The organism is Streptomyces cavernae (assembly GCF_004023625.1).
GTDB classification, from domain to species: Bacteria; Actinomycetota; Actinomycetes; order Streptomycetales; family Streptomycetaceae; genus Streptomyces; species Streptomyces cavernae.
On sequence record NZ_ML137711.1, the window covers coordinates 1 to 17,164 of the forward strand.

A 17,164-nucleotide genomic window follows, 5' to 3' on the forward strand; every position below is an offset into this window, starting at 1 on the left:
CATCCGCCGACCGGCATCCGCCGACCGTCATCCGCCGACCGGCATCCGCCGACCGGCATCCGCCGACCGTCATCCGCCGACCGGCATCCGCCGACCGGCATCCGCCGACCGGCATCCGCCGACCGGCATCCGCCGACCGGCATCCGCCGACCGGCATCCGCCGACCGGCATCCGCCGACCGGCATCCGCCGACCGGCATCCGCCGATCGCACCCTCCGACCGGCACGCCGGTCGGCCGCAGACCACAAACCCTCATGCTCAACAGCGATTCCGGAAGGACCATCGCCATGGCGATCACCGAAGACCTGCGTAAGACCTTCAGCGACCCGACCCCGCTCTACTTCGCCGCAGGCACCGCGGACCTGGCCCTCCAGCAGGCCAAGAAGCTGCCCGGTCTGGTCGACCAGGTGCGCGCCGAGGCCCCGGCCCGTATCGAGGCCGTGCGCAACGCCGACCCGAAGGCCGTCCAGGAGAAGGCGGCCGCTCGCGCCAAGGAGGCCCAGGAGACCATCCAGGCCCGGGTGCAGGGCCTCATCACCACCCTCGACACCGACCTGAAGAAGCTCGGTGAGTCCGCCCAGGACCTGGCTCTGCGCGGAGTCGGCGTCGCGGCGGAGTACGCCGTGAAGGCCCGGGAGACCTACGAGAAGGTCGCCGAGCACGGTGAGCAGGCCGTCAAGACCTGGCGCGGCGAGGCCGCCGAGGAACTCCTCGATGTCGCCGAGGCCGTGGAGCCGAAGACGGGCCCCGAGCCGGTCGCGGTCAAGGAGGAGCCGGCCGAGGTCAAGGTCACCCCGGCCCCCGCCAAGAAGCCCACCCCGGCGCCCGCCTCGACCCCCGCCCCGGCCGCGAAGAAGGCCCCGGCGCCGGCCGCGAAGAAGGCCCCGGCCAAGAAGACCACGCCGCCCGGGAAGTGAATCCGGCAGCCCGACCGCGGCGGGCTCACCTCGGCTGAGGCCGCTGAGGCCACGACCATCTGAGGCCGCTGAGCCTGCTGAGTCGGCGCTGAGCCCGCGCTGAGCCCGCGGCTGGTACCGCCGCGGGATCGGCGACCGGCAGGACCGACGGGCCGGGCACTCGACGAGTGCCCGGCCCGTTTCGTGGGTAACGGGTACCGTGGCCGCGTAGCGGACGAACCGAGTCTGGTGGTGGACGTTGTGCTGATGCAGGGTTTCGCGGGGGTCATGTGGCTGCTGAGCATGGCCCTGATCGTTTTCAGCGGCTTCGCGCTCTTCGACGCCGCCATTCGCCGTGAGGACGCCTACCGCGCGGCAGACAAGAAGACCAAGCCGTTCTGGCTGATCATTCTCGGGCTCGCCTTCGTGGTGAACCTGCTCTTCCCGATCCTGTCCTTCCTGCCGATCATCGGTCTGATCGCGACGATCGTGTACATGGTCGACGTCCGGCCGGCGGTGCGCGCACTCCCGGGCGGCGGCCGCGGCCACCGCGGCTCCAGCAGCGACGGACCGTACGGCCCGTACAACGGAGGACGCTGACCCGGCAGCGGCAGCGGCAGCGGCCACTGGCAGCGGTGGCGGCGCAGCGCGGCGGACTCGTTCGTGAGGCCGCCGCGCGCTGCTACGCCCGATCCAGCGCGCCCCGTCGATCCGGCACAGCGCGCCAGCGCGCCCTGTTAGGCCCGGTCCAGCGCGCCCCGTTACGCCTTGCCCGGTCCAGCGCGCCCCGTTACACCCGGGCGCGCTCTCTTACGCGCGGTCGAGCAGCACTACGGCCACGTCGTCCGTCAGTTCGCCGCCGTTGAGTTCGCGGACTTCCGTTACCGCCGCCTCGAGCAGTTCCTCGCCGCGGCGGCCGTGTGCCAGTTGGCGGCGGATGAGGTCCACCATGCCGTCCTGACCGAGACGCTCCTTGCCCCGGCCGATCCGGCCCTCGATCAGGCCGTCCGTGTAGAGCATCAGACTCCAGGCCCCGCCCAGCTGCACCTGGATGCGGGGCCAGCGCGCGTCCGGGAGCAGCCCGAGGGCCGGGCCGCCGCTCTCGTACGGCAGCAGCTCGGCCGGCCGACCGGGGCGCGCGACCAGCGGGGAAGGATGCCCGGCCAGGCACAGTCCCGCACTCCGGCCGTCCGGGGCTATGTCCACCGTGCACAGCGTCGCGAAGATCTCATCGCTCTCGCGCTCGTGCTCCAGCACCCGCTGAAGCGTGGAGAGCAGCTGGTCCCCGCAGAGCCCCGCGAAGGTCAGCGCCCGCCATGCGATGCGCAGCTCCACACCGAGCGCGGCCTCGTCGGGACCGTGGCCGCAGACGTCGCCGATCATGGCGTGCACCGTGCCGTCGGGCGTGCGGACGGTGTCGTAGAAGTCTCCGCCCAGCAGGGCCCGGGAGCGGCCGGGGCGGTAGTGGGCCGCGAAGCGCAGCGCCGAGCCCTCCAGGAGCGGCGTCGGCAGCAGACCGCGCTCCAGACGGGAGTTCTCCTGGGCCCGCAGCCGGGACTCGGTCAGCCGCCGCTCGGCCGTCTCCGAACGCTTCCGCTCCACCGCGTACCGGATGGCACGGCTCAGCAGCCGGCCGTCCAGCTCGTCGCGGAGGAGATAGTCCTGGGCGCCCACCCGTACGGCCTCGGCGCCGCGTTCGGCGTCGCCGGACGCGGTCAGCGCGAGGACGGCGTGCCGGGGGGCGAGCCGCAGTACGTGCCGGAGCGTCGCCAGCTCGTCGCCCCGGTCGCCACCGGTCCTGCCCGCCGCCCGCGCGGAGCCGGAGGCCTTCGCCTGCGCGGTACCGGGTGCCGGCAGCGCGAGGTCGAGCAGGATGCAGTGCACGTCGTCCGTGAGCAGCCGTTCGGCCTCGGTGAGGTTGCGGGCGGTGCGGATGCGGATCGGTTTGCCCGCGCTGTCCAGCATCCGCGGCACGCTCAGCACGCCCGCCGGGTCCTCCTCGATCACCAGCAGGGTGAGGTTGGTGGGGCTGTCCACGGCGGCGGGTCGGGCTTCGTCGAGGTCGCCCGCGTCGCCGGGGGCGGACGCGTCGGACCCGGAGCCGGACGTGCCGGATCCGGCGGCGCCCCTGGCGGGCGTCGCCTCGGCCGTGACCCGGCCGGAACTGGGGCCGGGCACGTCCCGAGCCGGGCAACTCTCCACGGCCGGGATCGCTCGTTGCCGCGGTACGGGTACGGGCATCGTCTCGGTTCCTTCACTCCCCCCAGAGCACGGTGGGACGAAGGGCCTCGGCCCACCAGAGGGGGACCCTAGCGGTAGGCCCCGCCACAACGGAATGGCGGACCCTGGACAGCCCCTGGTCATGTGCCGTCCGCCGCACCGCAATTGGTGCCTCGGGCCCCGCTCCGGATGACGAACATCACGTCGCCGGACCTTACCGGGTGCCCGGAACATGCTGTGGGTCACGTTTTGGGCGGTCGCGTCGGCAGCCGCGAACGGGTTTGTGCGGCACCTGTCGGGCGGTGCATCACCTGTGATGCACTGCATACGTAAGAGGGTAAATGCCCCAATATTCCATGTTCGGTGCTTACTTGTCCGGCCGTACGACCCCCAGGATCGGCATCGAACCCGCGCCCGCGACCGTGACGGTCCGCCCCGGGCGCGGTGAGTGCACCATCGCCCCGTCGCCGATGTACATCGCCACATGGCTGGCGTCATCGAAGTAGATGATCAGGTCGCCGGGCCGCATGTCCTCCACGTCGACGCGAGGCAACTGCCTCCACTGCTCCTGGGAGGTGCGCGGGATGGTGCGCCCCGCCGCGAGCCAGGCCTGCGAGGTCAGCCCGGAGCAGTCGTACGCCTTGGGCCCCTCGGCGCCCCATTGGTACGGCTTGCCCGTCTGCGCCGTCGCGAACGCCACCGCCTTCTTCCCGCCGGTGGTGGCCTGCCCCTTGGCGTCGTCGAGGACGCCGGAGCCGAGCCACGCCGTCTGCGCCTTGCGGGCCGCCTCCTCCTCGAGTTCCGCCAGCCGCTCCCGCTCGTCCTTCTCCAGTTGCGACTCGAGCTTCTGCGCGGCGGCGATCTGTTTCGTGACCTTCTTCTTGGCCTCGGCCTTGGCCTTGCGGTTGGCCTCCAGTTGCTTCCACTGCGCGGAGGCGTCCGCGGAGTACTGCTCCAAGTCCTGCTGGGTGCGGGTCAGCTCGCCGAGCAGGCCCTGGGTCGCCTGCTCGCCCTGGCGGACCCGGCCCGCGCCCTCGAGGAACGCCTCCGGGTCGTCGCTCAGCCACAGCCGGGCCTCGGGCGGGAGGCCGCCCGTGCGGTACTGGGCGCGGGCGGCGGCGCCGGCGCGGTCCTTCAGTCGTTCCAGCTTCGCCCGGCCCTCGACGATCTCGCGGGCCAACTCGACGATCTCGGCCGACTGTCGCTCAGACTTCTCCTCCGCGGCGTTGTACGCGTCGGTGGCCACCGCGGCGTCGTGGTAGAGCTCGTCCAGCTTTTCGCGGATCTCCTCAAGTTCCTTGAGACTCTGGGGCGTTGACGCTGGTAAGGGAGCGGGGGGTGGCGTCGGTGCGGTGACGCTCGCGTGGGCGGCGCCGGACGTGGCCAGCACGGTCACCGCGCAGGCCAGGGCCAGGGCCGCCGTCGTGAGGCTCCGCCGTCCGGTGCCCATACACTTGCCCCCTCTGTCTGATTTGCCGTCAGTTACCTTCGACTGCCGGGGGATCGGGTCATGTCCGGGCGCTGACCGACAGGAGCGGATGCGGACTTCCCCGCCTCGCGCCCTGAGCTCACTGCCCCTTCCTCGTCACACGTGATCACGATCTCCCGCCTGTGTGACGAAGGACTCACGCCGAGCGTTCCGGGTTACGGGGGTTGACTTTCGCCCCGTCTGCCTCCGACCGCTCCACCTGCGCCCAAGCCCTCGGCCTCGGCTCGGCCTCGGCTCGGCTTCGGCTCGGCCTCGGCTTCGGCTCGGCCTCGACTTCGACTTTGACTCGGCCTCGGCTTCGGCTCGGCCTCGGTTTCAGCTTCAGCCTCGGCCTCGGCCTCGGCCTCGCGCGAGGGTCAGGCTCCACGCGGCGCCAACGCCCCCCAGGCCACGCTCACCTCGCCCTGTCGCCACCGCCCGGTCCCGTCCACCACGGGCCAGTCCCGCGTCAGCGCCCGCACCGCACGTATCCACCGCTGTCGCGCCCCGTAGGAGGCGTACGGCGCTGCGGCGGCCCAGGCGCGGTCGAAGTCGCGCAGGAAGGCGTGCACCGGTTCGCCGGGGACATTGCGGTGGATCAGCGCCTTCGGCAGGCGCTCGGCGAGGTCGGACGGGCGCTCCAGGGAGCCGAGCCGGGTGGCGAAGGTGACGGTCCGCGGACCCTCGGGTCCGAGCGCCACCCACACGTGCCGGCGCCCGATCTCGTCGCAGGTGCCCTCGACCAGCAGTCCGCCCGGTGAGCCGTCCCCTGCCGGTGCGAGCCGTGCGCACAACCGCTCCCAGACGTCCGCGACCTCGTCCTCGTCGTACTGGCGCAGCACGTTCGCGGCGCGGATCAACTGGGGCCGTCCCGGCAGCGGTATCTCGAAGCCGCCGTGCCGGAAGGCGAGCCCCTCCCGTTCGTAGGGCTTCGCCGCCGCGACCCGGGCCGGTTCGATCTCCACCCCGACCACACGCGTCCGGGGCGCGACCGTACGGAGCCGCGTGAGCAGCTCCAGGGCCGTCCAGGGTGCCGCCCCGTACCCGAGGTCGACGGCCACGGGGTCTGCGGCGCGGCGCAGCGCACCGCCGTGGACAGCGGCGATCCAGCGGTCCATGCGGCGCAGGCGGTTCGGGTTGGTGGTCCCGCGCGTCACCGTTCCCACGGGGCGGGAGGCGCGGGATGTCATGCGTATGAGGGTATGGGGTGGTCCGCGGCGCTCCGGACCCGCCGCCGGGGCCGCCTCAGCACGCGGGATGACCTCGAACGGTTGAGCGATCTCTGGTAATGATTCGGCAAAAAGGAAATGGAGTGGCCCGCTCCGATGTTCCTCCCTCGTGGAGGGCGTTCCACGTCCTCCTCCAGGCATGCCCGCAGCAAGGAGGAACGCCACGTGAGCCAGTACGTGAGCAGGCTCGGGCGTCGCTCGTCGGCAGCGCCCTCACGCCTCAGGCTGCACCACCGCAAGCCGCGCCGCGTCGCGATGCTCTCCGTGCACACCTCGCCGCTGCACCAGCCCGGCACGGGCGACGCCGGCGGTATGAACGTCTACATAGTGGAGCTCGCCCAGCGCCTCGCCGCGATCAACATAGAGGTAGAGATCTTCACACGCGCAACCACGGGATCGTTGCCCCCGGCGGTGGAGCTGGCCCCCGGAGTGTTGGTGCGGCACGTGGACGCCGGCCCCTACGAGGGCCTCGCCAAGGAGGATCTTCCCGCCCAGCTGTGCGCCTTCACGCACGGCGTGATGCAGGCCTGGGCCGGCCACCGCCCCGGCTACTACGACCTGGTGCACTCGCACTACTGGCTCTCCGGCCACGTCGGCTGGCTGGCCGCCGAACGCTGGGGTGCGCCCCTGGTGCACGCGATGCACACCATGGCCAAGGTCAAGAACGCCGCACTGGCCGAGGGCGACAATCCCGAACCCGTGGCGCGCGTCATCGGCGAGACCCAGATAGTGCGCGCCGCCGACCGGCTCATCGCCAACACCTCCGAAGAGGCCGACGAACTCGTACGCCACTACGAGGCCGACCCGGCGAAGGTCGCCGTCGTGCATCCCGGCGTCAACCTGGACCGCTTCCGCCCGGCCGACGGCCGCGCCGCCGCCCGTGCCCGACTCGGTCTGCCGCAGGACGCCCTGATCCCGCTGTTCGCGGGCCGCATCCAGCCCCTGAAGGCCCCCGACGTGCTGCTGCGCGCGGTAGCCGTGCTTCTTCAGGAGCGCCCCGAACTCCGCACCAGGATCGTGGTCCCCGTGGTGGGCGGCCCGAGCGGCAGTGGGCTCGCCAAGCCGGAGGGGCTGCAGAAGCTCGCCGCGCGGCTGGGGATCGCCGACGTCGTACGGTTCCGTCCGCCCGTCGGGCAGGAGCGGCTCGCGGACTGGTTCCGGGCCGCGTCCGTGCTGGTGATGCCGTCGTACAGCGAGTCGTTCGGACTGGTGGCGATCGAGGCTCAGGCGGCGGGCACACCGGTGCTGGCGGCCGCCGTCGGCGGACTGCCGGTGGCCGTGCGCGACGGGGAGACCGGGTTCCTCGTCCAGGGCCATGATCCGGCCGCCTACGCGCGCGTGCTGCGCGATTTCGCCGACCGGCCGGAGCTGCCGGCGCGGATGGGCGCGGCGGCAGCCCGGCACGCCGAGTCCTTCGGCTGGGACACCGCAGCCTCGACCACGGCGGACGTCTACACGGCGGCGATCCAGGAGCGTCGCCGCCGCATCCGCTCCCACCACGGCTGACTCCGCGGTCGGCCCTCCGTCGTCTCTCCGTCGGCCCTCCGTCGTCTCCGGCGGCCAACATGCCCCGGCCCCGCCAGTCGGTGGCCGGGCCACGCTGGCGCGGCCGCACCCCGGCTTCGCCGTCGGCCCTCCACCGTCCCCGCCGCCGACGGAGCCGCGCCCGGCCGGGGCGTCGGCTGTCGCGTACGCTCCCACCATGGCTGACGCAGCGTCGATCATCGAGCAGGTACTGAACGAGGCCGAACTGGAGTGGGAGAGCCCGCGGAGCGGCTCGTACGTGGTGAAGCTCCCCGGTACGCGCAAGCTCTCGACGACCGTCTCGCTGATCGTCGGCAACCACTCGCTGTCGCTGAACGCCTTCGTGATCCGCCGTCCGGACGAGAACGCCGAGGCTGTCCACCGCTGGCTCCTGGAGCGCAATCTCAAGCTCTACGGCGTCAGTTACGCCGTCGACACCCTGGGAGACGTGTATCTGGTCGGCAAGCTGCCGCTCGCCGCCGTCACCCCCGAGGAGGTCGACCGGCTGCTCGGTTCGGTCCTGGAGGCCGCCGACGGCAGTTTCAACACGCTCCTCGAGCTCGGATTCGCGACTGCGATTCGCAGGGAGTACGCCTGGCGGGTCTCCCGCGGTGAATCGACCCGAAACCTCGACGCGTTCACACATCTGACTCAACGTTCCGTCGACTGACTGACCGACTGGCCGACTCCCGGGTGACCATTTCCTGACGTCGACCTCTGCGCGACCTCTTCCGTGCGCGGGGTCTCCGTGGCATGCTCCCCGCCGTCCCCCACATGAACATCGTTCACATCCATGTACTGCTTCATGGAAGGCGGTCGGTCATGATCGACGGACGGAACTGCGATGTCCCCGGCTTCTCCAGGCGGGGTCTGCTCGGTGCCTCCCTGGCCGCCGCGGCCGTGGCCATGACCGACGGGGCGGCGGTCGCGGGATCGCGCACCCCGGCCACCACCGCGGCCACGACCACGACGGCCACGACCACCACCGACGCGACCACCACCGTCGCGACCGGCGCCGCATCCGGCGCGGGCGCCGGTCGGGTCCCCGCCCTGTGGCGGGAGTTCAGCCGCACCCCGTTCACCCACCCGCAGATCCCGTACGTCGGCCGCGCCGGCTGCCGCGGCGGAGCGACGCGCTTCCCCCGCCGCCCCGCAGTGATCGACCTCGCCTCCTACGGCGCCAGACCGGACGGCTCGGCCGACACCGCCCCCCTGATCAACCGTGCCATCGCCGCTGCCGGAAGGGCCGGCGGTGGCACGGTGCTCATCCCCCCGGGCACGTTCCGCATCGACGGCGTGATCCGTGTCGGCCACTCCAACGTTGTCCTCAAGGGCGCAGGCAGCGGCCGTACGAAGCTGTACGCGACCAAGCACCTCACCGAACTGATCGGCCCCTACGGCTCCCGCTACGGCGGCACCAAGTCGTCCTGGTCCTGGTCGGGCGGCCTGATCTGGCTGGCGCCGACGGCCCGCTGGAACTCACTGGTCGCCGCCATCAAGGCGCAGGACTGGCCCTTCGAGGGATGGACGGGCAACAGGCGCGACGAGTGGGAGACCCTCACCGCCGTCGGGCCGGCGACGCGGGGGTCCTGGTCGGTGCGGGTGGCGTCGAGCCGCCGTCTGCGACCGGGCGCCCTTGTCCTCCTGCGCCTTTCCGATGACACGAGTCACACGCTGCTCCAGCACATGTCGGGCGGCGGACCGGGCCCGGCGGCCTACCCCTGGAAGAAGCACACCAAGCTGCTCAGTTACGTCCCCTACGAGTGGCCGGTGCGCATCACACACGTGCAGGGCCGCACGGTCACCTTCGAGCGCCCGCTCCCGCTCGATCTGCGCCCCGAGTGGAACCCGCAGCTCACCACCCATGTGGAGGCGCTCACGGGCTCCGGCGTCGAAGGCCTCACTCTCGAAGCCGTGCTGAGCCCGCAGCAGCCGCACCTGCTCGACCTCGGCTACAACGGCGTCACCTTCCAGTGCGCTTACGACTGCTGGGCCGACGACGTCGTCGTACGGAACGTCGACAACGGGTTCGGACTGGTCGCCGCCTCCGCCTGCACCCTGCGCCGCACCCGGGTGACCGGCCGTGGCGAGCACCACCCGTACTTCTGCCGCGAGGGCTCGCACGACAACCTCATCGACGGTTTCACGATCGAGGAACGCACGGTCCCGGCCCCCGCGGGCACCCAGCTCCACGGCATCAACGTCGAGGGCCTGTCCTCGTACAACGTCTGGACCCGCGGCGACATGCGGATGGGCACCTTCGACAGCCACCGCGGCCTGCCCTTCGCCAACGTCCGCACCGACATCACCGTCGACAACAACGGCCGCCACGGCGGCGACGCCGTCTCCGGCCCGCTCTTCGGCGCCCGCTTCACCCACTGGAACATCCGCGCCACCAACGGCCGCGCGGGACTGGTGAAGATCGACGGGCTCGCTCCCTACAGCGCCACCGTCGGCCTCAACGCCTGCACCGAGTTCGACCAGATCGACGTGCCCGACTTCACCGGCGACCTCCACTCGCGCCTGGAGCTGTACCCGACGACGGACGTCGTACGGCCGCGCAACCTCTACGACGCACAGCGCGAACTCACCCGGTAGCGGCCGGGGGCCACCCCCACCAGCCGTTTGAAGTGACGGGTCAGATGGGCCTGGTCGTAGAAGCCGGTGGCGGTGGCGACCGCGGCCGGCCGGAGGCCCTCCAGCAGCAGCCGGCGGGCTCGTTCCACCCGTCGTGACATCAGGTACTGGTGCGGGGCGATCCCGAAGGTGCCGCTGAACGCCCTTACGAGATGGGCGGGATGGGCGTGCACGAGCCGGGCCGCCTCGTCCAGCCCCACCCCCTCGACGAGACGCGCGTCGAGCAGTTCGCGCAACCGGTGGGCGACACCGGGGCCGTCCCGCGCGGGTTCCTCGGCGCGCCGCGGCCGCAGATGGCCGCGCAGCCGCTCACCGATGAGCGTCAGCCGGCTCTCCGCCTCGAGTTCGTCGCCGGGGTGGGCGAGGGCACCGTGCAACTGGCCCACGCGCCGGCGCAGTACGGGATCGCGCAGGTCGGGCCCGTCCACGGCGGCCCCGATGAGGCTCTCGTCGAGCCGCGATGTGTCGAGGTAGACGACCCGCTTGCGGAAGCCGTCCGGGGTGGCCGCGGAACCGTTGTGCGGGACGTGCGGCGGCAGGAGCGTGACCGTGTCGTGCGGGGTGCCGTGTTCATGCCGCTCGAGGTCGTAGCGGACGGCGCCGTCGTCGACGATCAGCAGCGTCCACGCCTCGTGCACGTGCATGGGGTAGGCGTGCTCGGTGAAGCGCGCGTGGAAGACCTCGACGACGCCCGGCACCCGCGGGCGCCATGCGGAGACCTCCTGCCGGGACACCATGCAAGGAACGTACAAGACTCCGCTGTGCACCGGCGGCCAGTCTCGTCCCATGAGTGGTACGAACAACCAACCCGTCACGGGCGACGAACCGACCGGCAACGAACCCATCCGCTTCGACACCAAGATCGCCGTCCTGCTGCGCGAGGACCTGGAGCCCTGGCAGCGGCTCAATGTGACCGCGTTCCTGGTCAGCGGCCTGGGATCGACGCTCCCCGAGGTGGTCGGCGAGCCCTACGAGGACGCGGACGGCGTCTCCTACCTCCCGATGTTCCGCCAGCCGGTACTGATCTTCGAGGGCACGAAGGAGACCCTGACGGCGGCCCACACCCGGGCCCTGTCCCGGGCCCTCCCGCGCTCCCTGTTCACGGCGGACCTCTTCACGACGGGCAACGACCGCGACAACCGCGCGGCGGTACGCGCCGTGCCGACGGCCCAGTTGGACCTGGTGGGCCTGGCGGTGTACGGGCCGCGGAACGGGGTGGACAAGGTGCTGAAGGGGGCGCGGATGCATCCGTGACGGAGCCCATCCGCCACGGACGGCCCGCGTGGTGGCTCGCCGCCACAGGAGTACTGCGCGGGGCGGGCGACCGGCTCCGCCTCCGCCGGAGTCGGCTGGGCCAAAGGGGCAACCAGTGCGGGTGGTCACGGCGACCTGGAGGTGAAATCCCGTCCCCCACCCAGGGAGTTCACCATGCGCACCCAACTCGCGCGCCTGGTCACCGTTCTCGCCGCGCTGGTGGCACTGGTCGCCGCGCCCGGCACCACCGCCTCCGCGGCGCGGGCCGCCGACGAGTGGAACCCGCCCGCGAACCTCGTAGAGCCGCTCGGCGAGGTGTGGAACCACGTCGAGTCGACCTACCCGAACCTCTACGGCTTCCGCAACTACGGCTGGGACCAGGTCATGGCCAACCGGGGAAGCATCAACTACTGCGTTCGCTGGGAGTCCGACGCCCCCGTCGGCGCGGCCTGCGGGACCGGATCCACGCGGCCCTGAAGAAGCAGTTCGGCAAGTGGACGGCGGCCATGGTGGAGAACGGCAAGGCCACAACGCCTGGCCGTGCACCACCGTGCCGGTCAACATCGTCGGCTGGGCGGTGAGGAACCGCTCGACACTGCAGTGGACCGACAACTCCATCGACATCCACACCGGGAACCTCGACGGAGGCGGCGCCCCGCGGTGCTCGCCGGACTGCGGCCGCTTCTTCCACCAGGACGGCAACTACTCGCGCTGCCCGGGCGGCGCGGCCCGTCACTACGACCAGTCCCTGTGGCTGACCAAGGGGTTCCATGGCGGCGCCGGCGGGGACTGGGGCCAGCGCATGGGCCAGGAGTACTTCACCGGCGCCCTGAACCAGGAGAACATCCGCATCTACCTGCACGAGGTCGGCCACACCTTCGGCCTCGACGACTTCTACGACTGGACACCGACCGGCCAGTGCTGCTTCCTGATGAAGGCGGGCAGCGCCGCACAGATCACGCAGTTCGACACCTGGATGCTCCGGGACTTCTGGCGTCATCTGAAGGGCCGTTACGGACTCTGAGCGGAGGCGGTGCGGCATTCCGGCCGCCCTCGGGCCGAGAGACCGGGACCGGGCGCCCACCCGTTCGCCACGCCGACGGCCGGCGCCTTGGGCCCGGCCACCCCCGGTCTCCACGCCGACGGCACGCGCCCTGGGCCCGGCCACCCGCTCATCGCACCGCGGTGAGCGTGGCGTAGACGACGACGTTGCCCCGGTACCCGGTCTTCCTGGCATAGCCGCCACCGCAGGTGATCACCCGCAGTTCGGGCAGACCGGTGGTGCCGTAGACCTTCTCGTCGGGGAACCCGTCCTTGGTGTAGAGCTCCACGGCGCCGACGGTGAACACGGCCGTGCGCCGGTCCGCCCGGTCGACCTCGATCGTGGCGCCCTTGGTCAGGGCGCCGAGGCGGTGGAAGACGCCCGGGCGGCCGGTGCGCGTGTCCACATGGCCCGCGGTGACGGCCGTCCCCGCCGAACCGGGCGCCGTACCGTCGCCGTACCAGCCGGCGAGCTCGGGTGTGTCGGCGGTCGGTGGCTGCAGCGCCCCCGTGGCGTCGAGCCCCAGCCGTGTCATCGGAGCGTCGACGCGGATGGCGGGGATGCGCAGGCGGACCGGGTCCGCGTGGGGCAGTGGCTGGATGGCGGTGGAGGCGCCCGCCGCCCCGCTACCTGCCGCCCCGATACCCGCCGCTCCGGTACCTGCCAGGGAGTCCGTCGGGGAGGATCCCGCGGCGTCGACTTGACCGGGGGCAGTCCCGAGACCGGGGGCCGTCCCGATACCGGGGGCGGAGAAGGCCTGGGCCGCCGAGGGCTGTGGCGGCTGCTCGTCGTGCAGCGCGCTGATCACCAGCACGCTGCCGGCCACCAGAGCCCAGGCCAGGAGCTTGACCGAGGGGATGAACGGCTGCGGGGAAGCACTGCTCTTGTGCCCTGGTTCCATCGGTCGAGCCTCTTGCTCATGGCGGGGTGGGATTCCCGGCCGTCGTGTCGGGTGCCGGCGTCGCGGCCCCCGGACCGGTGTGCGGTCCGGGGGCCGCGAGGAGGAGAGCCGGACGGTCGGCTCCGGGCAGCTTCCGTCAGCTTCAGTCCGTTCCATCTGCTTTCATCGGCTTCAGTGGGCTCCGTCTGCTTCTCGTCAGCTTTGGTCAGCTGTCGTCAGCTTTCGTCAGCTCCGGGCGGAGAAGGTGGAGTGGGCGTCGGCCGACCGGCGGCGCATCCTCACCAGCCCTCCCGCGGCGGCTCCGGCGACCAGCGCGCCGCCCAGGGCGAGCTGCGCACCGTCGCCCTCGTCGCTCCCGAAGCCGGCATTGACGGCGCCGCTCGGTTGACTGCCGAGGATCCGGTACGTGTCCGTGACCTTGACCCTCGGCGGGCACTTGAGGGTGACCGTGTCCGTGCTGGGTTCGGTGCCCTCAGGGATCTTGAACTCTCCGCTGAGCTCACCCTCACGGTCACCCTTGAAGAGGTGGAACGATCCTCCTACCGCCGACTCCCCCTTTCCGTACGTCACGTCCGAACCACAGGCGGTGGTGCTGACGGTGACCGTGGAGCCCGGGGACGCGTTCAACGGGTGGATCTCGATGTTCGAGTCGCCGGCGGCGACAGCGGTGGGAACCTGTAGACCAACGGCACCGACGACCAGGCCGATACCTACGGCAACGCGTGCTTTGAGCATGTGAATCCTCCAACGGAGCAGTGTCCGGCCTGTCCGCACGGCGCCTCTGCTGTGCTCCACCCCCGAGGCAACCGACACTCCGTCACCCCCGCAACACGAGGTGTCGGCTCCCGTGTCCCCCGGCCAGCCGCAGCCACCGCCGCCATTCGTGACGTTTCCGCAGGTCATAGCTCCGGATACGGGACCGTCCAAGGAAAGCGGGGAGGACGGCGAACGGGGTAGCGCCGGGGCCGGCCCCGGCGCTGAGGGCCGCTCGTCCTGAGTCCTGGTCAGATGTGCGCCGGCGACGCCGCGGTCCGGCGTGGCAGGCGGCAGATGTGTGGTGGTTCCGGGGCCGGTGCGGCGAGAGTGCGCACGCACGGTTTCCGCTGAGGTGCCGTCAACCGTGCGCCCAATGACCCGTCGGAGAACCACGACGAACGGGCTTTGCCATCTCTTTACAACCCGGTCCGCCGCTGCCTCGTCTCTCCGCTCGATCAGTCACAACAGCCCGCCCGGTACCGGGCGGGCCGACCCAAGGGAGCGATTCACATGCGCCGAACCGTCCTCAGCGCCATGGCACTTGCGTGCACCGCCGTGCTGGCGGGCACCGTGCCCGCGTTCGCCGACGGGGCGACCCCGTCTCCCACCGTCCCCGCCACCGCCACCGCCGTCCCGGCTCCGAGCGAGGAGCCGACCAGCCCGTCGCAGAGCGCGGTCCCGAGCCCGATCGACGAATCGACCCGCCCGTCGGAGTCCACGGTCCCGACCCCGATCGCCGAACCGACCGAGATGCCGTCCGACGGTCAGGTCTCCGTCGTACCGTCGGGCGCGCCCGACACCGGAGTGACCGCAGGGTCCTCGCAGTCCGGGGGAGAGGGCGGACTGATCGGCGGCGGCGCTGCCGCGGTGCTCGTCGCGGGCGGCGTGGCCGTCTTCGTCGTACGCCGTCGGCGGGCGACCGGGGCATGACCCCGCTCTCCAGGCGCGCGTTCGTCGCCGCGGCGACCGCCTCGCTGCTCGCGGGCTGCACCGGCGACCGGGAAAACCGGACGACCACCGCACGGGGGAGCAGCGCGCCATCGTCGTCGTCCTCCGCCTCCGGGAAGCCGGCCCGCCCCCTGGGCCGTTCGGTCCCGGTCGGGCTGCGGATCCCGGCGATCGACGTCGACACCCCGGTGATGCGGCTGGGGTTGGCGCCGGACGGCACCGTGCAGGTACCCCCGGTCGCGGCGGACGACCGCGCGGGCTGGTACCGGCACTCGCCGACGCCGGGTCAGGTCGGCCCGTCCGTCATCCTCGGCCATGTCACGGTCGACCCCTACGGGGACGGGGTCTTCCGTCACCTGGAGCGGCTGCGCCGGGGTGACCGGATCGAGGTGCGCCTGGAGAACGGAACGACGGCGGAGTTCGCCGTCGGCTCCCTGCGGAACGTCGCCAAGGCGAACTTCCCGGTGGACGACGTCTACGGGGACGTGGACCGTCCGGAGCTGCGGCTGATCACCTGCGGCGGTCCCCGTACCGCCGACGGCTACCTCAACAACGTGATCGCTTTCGCCGCGCTGAGCTCCTCGAGATCCTGACCGGTCGACACAGACGCCGGGCCCATGGAACGTACGCCGACGGCCCGGCATCTTCCCCACCCCGGGTGCACCAGGCACCCCCGACCGCACCAGGCACCCGGACGGTGCGCCAGGCACCCGAAGTGCACCAGGCAGGCCCGACTGCGCCAGGCACCCGGAAGGTGCGCCAGGCACCCGGAAGGTGCGCCAGGCACCCGGAAGGTGCGCCAGGCACCCGGAAGGTGCGCCAGGCACCCGGAAGGTGCACCAGGCACGCCCGACTGCGCCAGGCATCCCCAGGCGCAGCAGGAAAACCCGAGTGCCACCACCGGCACTCCCGAGTGCATCACGACCATGGAGAGCGTTGAAACGGTCCCGTGACGAGGCGGCGTCCGAGCTGTTCGCCGCCCTCTACCCGCGCCTCGCCGGATGGTGCCGCCGTCTCGTCGACGACGACGAGACGGCCCACGAAATCGCCTCCGAGGCGTTCACCCGGCTCTGGGCCCGCTGGACGTCCGTGGAGGAGCCCCGTGGCTTCCTCTACGTCACCGCGGCCAATGTCGTCCGGGACCACTGGCGCAAACTGGAGCGCGAGCGCAAGGCGATGCACCGTGCCACCGCCGAGGCCGCCGTCCACCCCCACACCGAGCAGGCCGACCCCTCGGTACGACTGCTCGTACAGTCGCTGCCGGAACGACTGCGTGTCCCGATCCTGCTGCACTACTACGCTGACATGCCGATCCGGGAAGTGTCCGCGCTGACCGGGCGCAAGGAAGGAACCGTCAAGGCCGACCTCCACGCGGCCCGAGAACTGCTCCGCGTCCACCTGAGGAGAAGCCTTGACCACACGCCTTGACGACGGCCCGGAGTTCGAACCCGACGACCCCCTCGCGGTGATCCTGCGCCCCGCCGACCCCCTCCACCTCGGCCCGCCGCCGGGCCGCTTCGAGGCGATCCGCCGCAGCGCGGCCCGCCGCCGGCTGCTTCGCGTCGCGGCCGGCGTCGGCCTGTCCTGCGTCGTCGCGGCCATCGTCACGCTGCCGATCCACCTGGCGAAACCCGAGGCACCGCGGTCCCCGACGGTCCCCATGGCGCCGCCACCCGCGAGCGGTCGTACTTCGGCGCCCGCCACCCCACCGGTGTCACCCACGCCGTCGCTGCCCGACCCATCGGTGTCGGACGCACCGTCGCCATCGGTGGTGGACGAAACGTCTGTGCCGACGGAGCTGGTCACCCCCCGCCCCACCTCGACGACCCCCGGGACCGAGGAGCCCCGCCCCCCGAGCAGCGAAGTCCCCACCAGCGGGCAGTCGGCGGCACCGACCCCGATACAGGAGGAGGGCTCCACCTCGGCCCCGACCGACGAGCTCGCCGCAACCGAGGGCGGCACCCGCCCGTAGGACAACCCGCCCTCGCCGTCCGAATTCCCTCAGGACCGCCGACGCGGACACCGGTCCCTCGCTCTCAGGACCGCCGACGCGACAGCCGGCGCGGACACCGGTCCCTCGCTCTCAGGACCGCCGACGCGACAGCCGGCGCGGACACCGGTCGCTCGCTCTCAGGACCGCCGATGCGACAGCCGGCGCGGACACCGGTCGCTCGCTCTCAGGACCGCCGATGCGACAGCCGGCGCGGACACCGGTCCCTCGCTCTCAGGACCGCCGATGCGACAGCCGGCGCGGACACCGGTCCCTCGCTCTCAGGACCGCCGATGCGA

The 17,164-nt window shown here is 71.9% G+C and carries 16 protein-coding genes and 1 pseudogene; 11 read left to right on the plus strand and 6 right to left on the minus strand.

Annotated elements, in window-relative coordinates; all coding sequences use genetic code 11:
* Positions 1 to 287 precede the first annotated feature (287 nt).
* On the plus strand, positions 288 to 917 hold the full coding sequence (locus EF387_RS05020) for an ATP-grasp domain-containing protein (RefSeq protein WP_128375261.1): 630 nt from the start codon (positions 288 to 290) through the stop codon (positions 915 to 917).
* A gap of 246 nt (positions 918 to 1,163) precedes the next feature.
* Positions 1,164 to 1,496 (plus strand): DUF2516 family protein, encoded by a 333-nt coding sequence (locus tag EF387_RS05025; protein WP_162467081.1) that lies wholly within the window; start codon positions 1,164 to 1,166, stop codon positions 1,494 to 1,496.
* A 210-nt stretch (positions 1,497 to 1,706) separates the two neighbouring features.
* Here EF387_RS05025 and EF387_RS05030 read toward each other — a convergent pair whose 3' ends face one another.
* The 3 genes from EF387_RS05030 to EF387_RS05040 all read right to left on the minus strand — a co-directional run bounded on the left by EF387_RS05030 (position 1,707) and on the right by EF387_RS05040 (position 5,774).
* On the minus strand, positions 1,707 to 3,260 hold the full coding sequence (locus EF387_RS05030) for a PP2C family protein-serine/threonine phosphatase (RefSeq protein ID WP_420802528.1): 1,554 nt from the start codon (positions 3,258 to 3,260) through the stop codon (positions 1,707 to 1,709).
* A 223-nt stretch (positions 3,261 to 3,483) separates the two neighbouring features.
* A complete protein-coding gene (locus tag EF387_RS05035) occupies positions 3,484 to 4,566 on the minus strand; it encodes a C40 family peptidase (RefSeq protein ID WP_128375263.1) in 1,083 nt (360 codons plus the stop codon).
* A gap of 395 nt (positions 4,567 to 4,961) precedes the next feature.
* Positions 4,962 to 5,774, minus strand: a complete 813-nt coding sequence (locus EF387_RS05040; RefSeq protein WP_128375264.1) for a class I SAM-dependent methyltransferase — start codon at positions 5,772 to 5,774, stop codon at positions 4,962 to 4,964.
* A 204-nt stretch (positions 5,775 to 5,978) separates the two neighbouring features.
* On the opposite strand from EF387_RS05040, the gene mshA reads away from it, so the two are divergent.
* The 3 genes from mshA to EF387_RS05055 all read left to right on the plus strand — a co-directional run bounded on the left by mshA (position 5,979) and on the right by EF387_RS05055 (position 9,935).
* The gene (gene mshA / locus EF387_RS05045; RefSeq protein ID WP_128375265.1) at positions 5,979 to 7,319 is read left to right on the plus strand and encodes a D-inositol-3-phosphate glycosyltransferase; all 1,341 of its coding nucleotides are present in this window, start codon (positions 5,979 to 5,981) and stop codon (positions 7,317 to 7,319) included.
* Positions 7,320 to 7,515: 196 nt separating this feature from the next.
* Complete coding sequence (locus tag EF387_RS05050) at positions 7,516 to 8,007, plus strand: type III secretion system chaperone family protein (RefSeq protein ID WP_128375266.1); 492 nt, start codon at positions 7,516 to 7,518, stop codon at positions 8,005 to 8,007.
* 152 nt (positions 8,008 to 8,159) lie between these two features.
* Positions 8,160 to 9,935, plus strand: coding sequence for a glycoside hydrolase family 55 protein (locus tag EF387_RS05055; protein WP_238431341.1), 1,776 nt, complete (start codon positions 8,160 to 8,162; stop codon positions 9,933 to 9,935).
* Here the strand turns inward: EF387_RS05055 and EF387_RS05060 are convergent.
* Positions 9,905 to 10,711, minus strand: coding sequence for an AraC family transcriptional regulator (locus tag EF387_RS05060; RefSeq protein ID WP_128375267.1), 807 nt, complete (start codon positions 10,709 to 10,711; stop codon positions 9,905 to 9,907). The genes EF387_RS05055 and EF387_RS05060 overlap by 31 nt on opposite strands.
* A 49-nt stretch (positions 10,712 to 10,760) precedes the next feature.
* Here EF387_RS05060 and EF387_RS05065 point away from each other — a divergent pair, with 49 nt between their 5' ends.
* Together EF387_RS05065 and EF387_RS05070 are read left to right on the plus strand one after the other, a co-directional pair.
* Positions 10,761 to 11,228, plus strand: a complete 468-nt coding sequence (locus EF387_RS05065) for a DUF2000 domain-containing protein (RefSeq protein ID WP_128375268.1) — start codon at positions 10,761 to 10,763, stop codon at positions 11,226 to 11,228.
* 174 nt (positions 11,229 to 11,402) lie between these two features.
* A pseudogene (locus tag EF387_RS05070) lies at positions 11,403 to 12,252 on the plus strand (hypothetical protein).
* Positions 12,253 to 12,400: 148 nt separating this feature from the next.
* Here EF387_RS05070 and EF387_RS05075 read toward each other — a convergent pair.
* On the minus strand, positions 12,401 to 13,171 hold the full coding sequence (locus EF387_RS05075; protein ID WP_128375269.1) for a class F sortase: 771 nt from the start codon (positions 13,169 to 13,171) through the stop codon (positions 12,401 to 12,403).
* Between the two features lie 225 nt (positions 13,172 to 13,396).
* The gene (locus EF387_RS05080) at positions 13,397 to 13,906 is read right to left on the minus strand and encodes a sortase (RefSeq protein WP_128375270.1); all 510 of its coding nucleotides are present in this window, start codon (positions 13,904 to 13,906) and stop codon (positions 13,397 to 13,399) included.
* 531 nt (positions 13,907 to 14,437) lie between these two features.
* On the opposite strand from EF387_RS05080, the gene EF387_RS05085 reads away from it, so the two are divergent.
* The 4 genes from EF387_RS05085 to EF387_RS46570 all read left to right on the plus strand — a co-directional run bounded on the left by EF387_RS05085 (position 14,438) and on the right by EF387_RS46570 (position 16,847).
* Positions 14,438 to 14,857 carry a Tat pathway signal sequence domain protein gene (locus tag EF387_RS05085; RefSeq protein ID WP_128375271.1) on the plus strand — a complete coding sequence of 140 codons (420 nt, stop codon included), beginning with the start codon at positions 14,438 to 14,440 and terminating at the stop codon, positions 14,855 to 14,857.
* The gene (locus tag EF387_RS05090; RefSeq protein WP_128375272.1) at positions 14,854 to 15,468 is read left to right on the plus strand and encodes a class F sortase; all 615 of its coding nucleotides are present in this window, start codon (positions 14,854 to 14,856) and stop codon (positions 15,466 to 15,468) included. The genes EF387_RS05085 and EF387_RS05090 overlap by 4 nt, the downstream gene beginning before the upstream one ends.
* Before the next feature lie 343 nt (positions 15,469 to 15,811).
* A complete protein-coding gene (locus EF387_RS05095) occupies positions 15,812 to 16,303 on the plus strand; it encodes an RNA polymerase sigma factor (protein ID WP_128375273.1) in 492 nt (163 codons plus the stop codon).
* On the plus strand, positions 16,287 to 16,847 hold the full coding sequence (locus tag EF387_RS46570; RefSeq protein WP_155589735.1) for a hypothetical protein: 561 nt from the start codon (positions 16,287 to 16,289) through the stop codon (positions 16,845 to 16,847). The genes EF387_RS05095 and EF387_RS46570 overlap by 17 nt, the downstream gene beginning before the upstream one ends.
* Positions 16,848 to 17,164 lie beyond the last annotated feature (317 nt).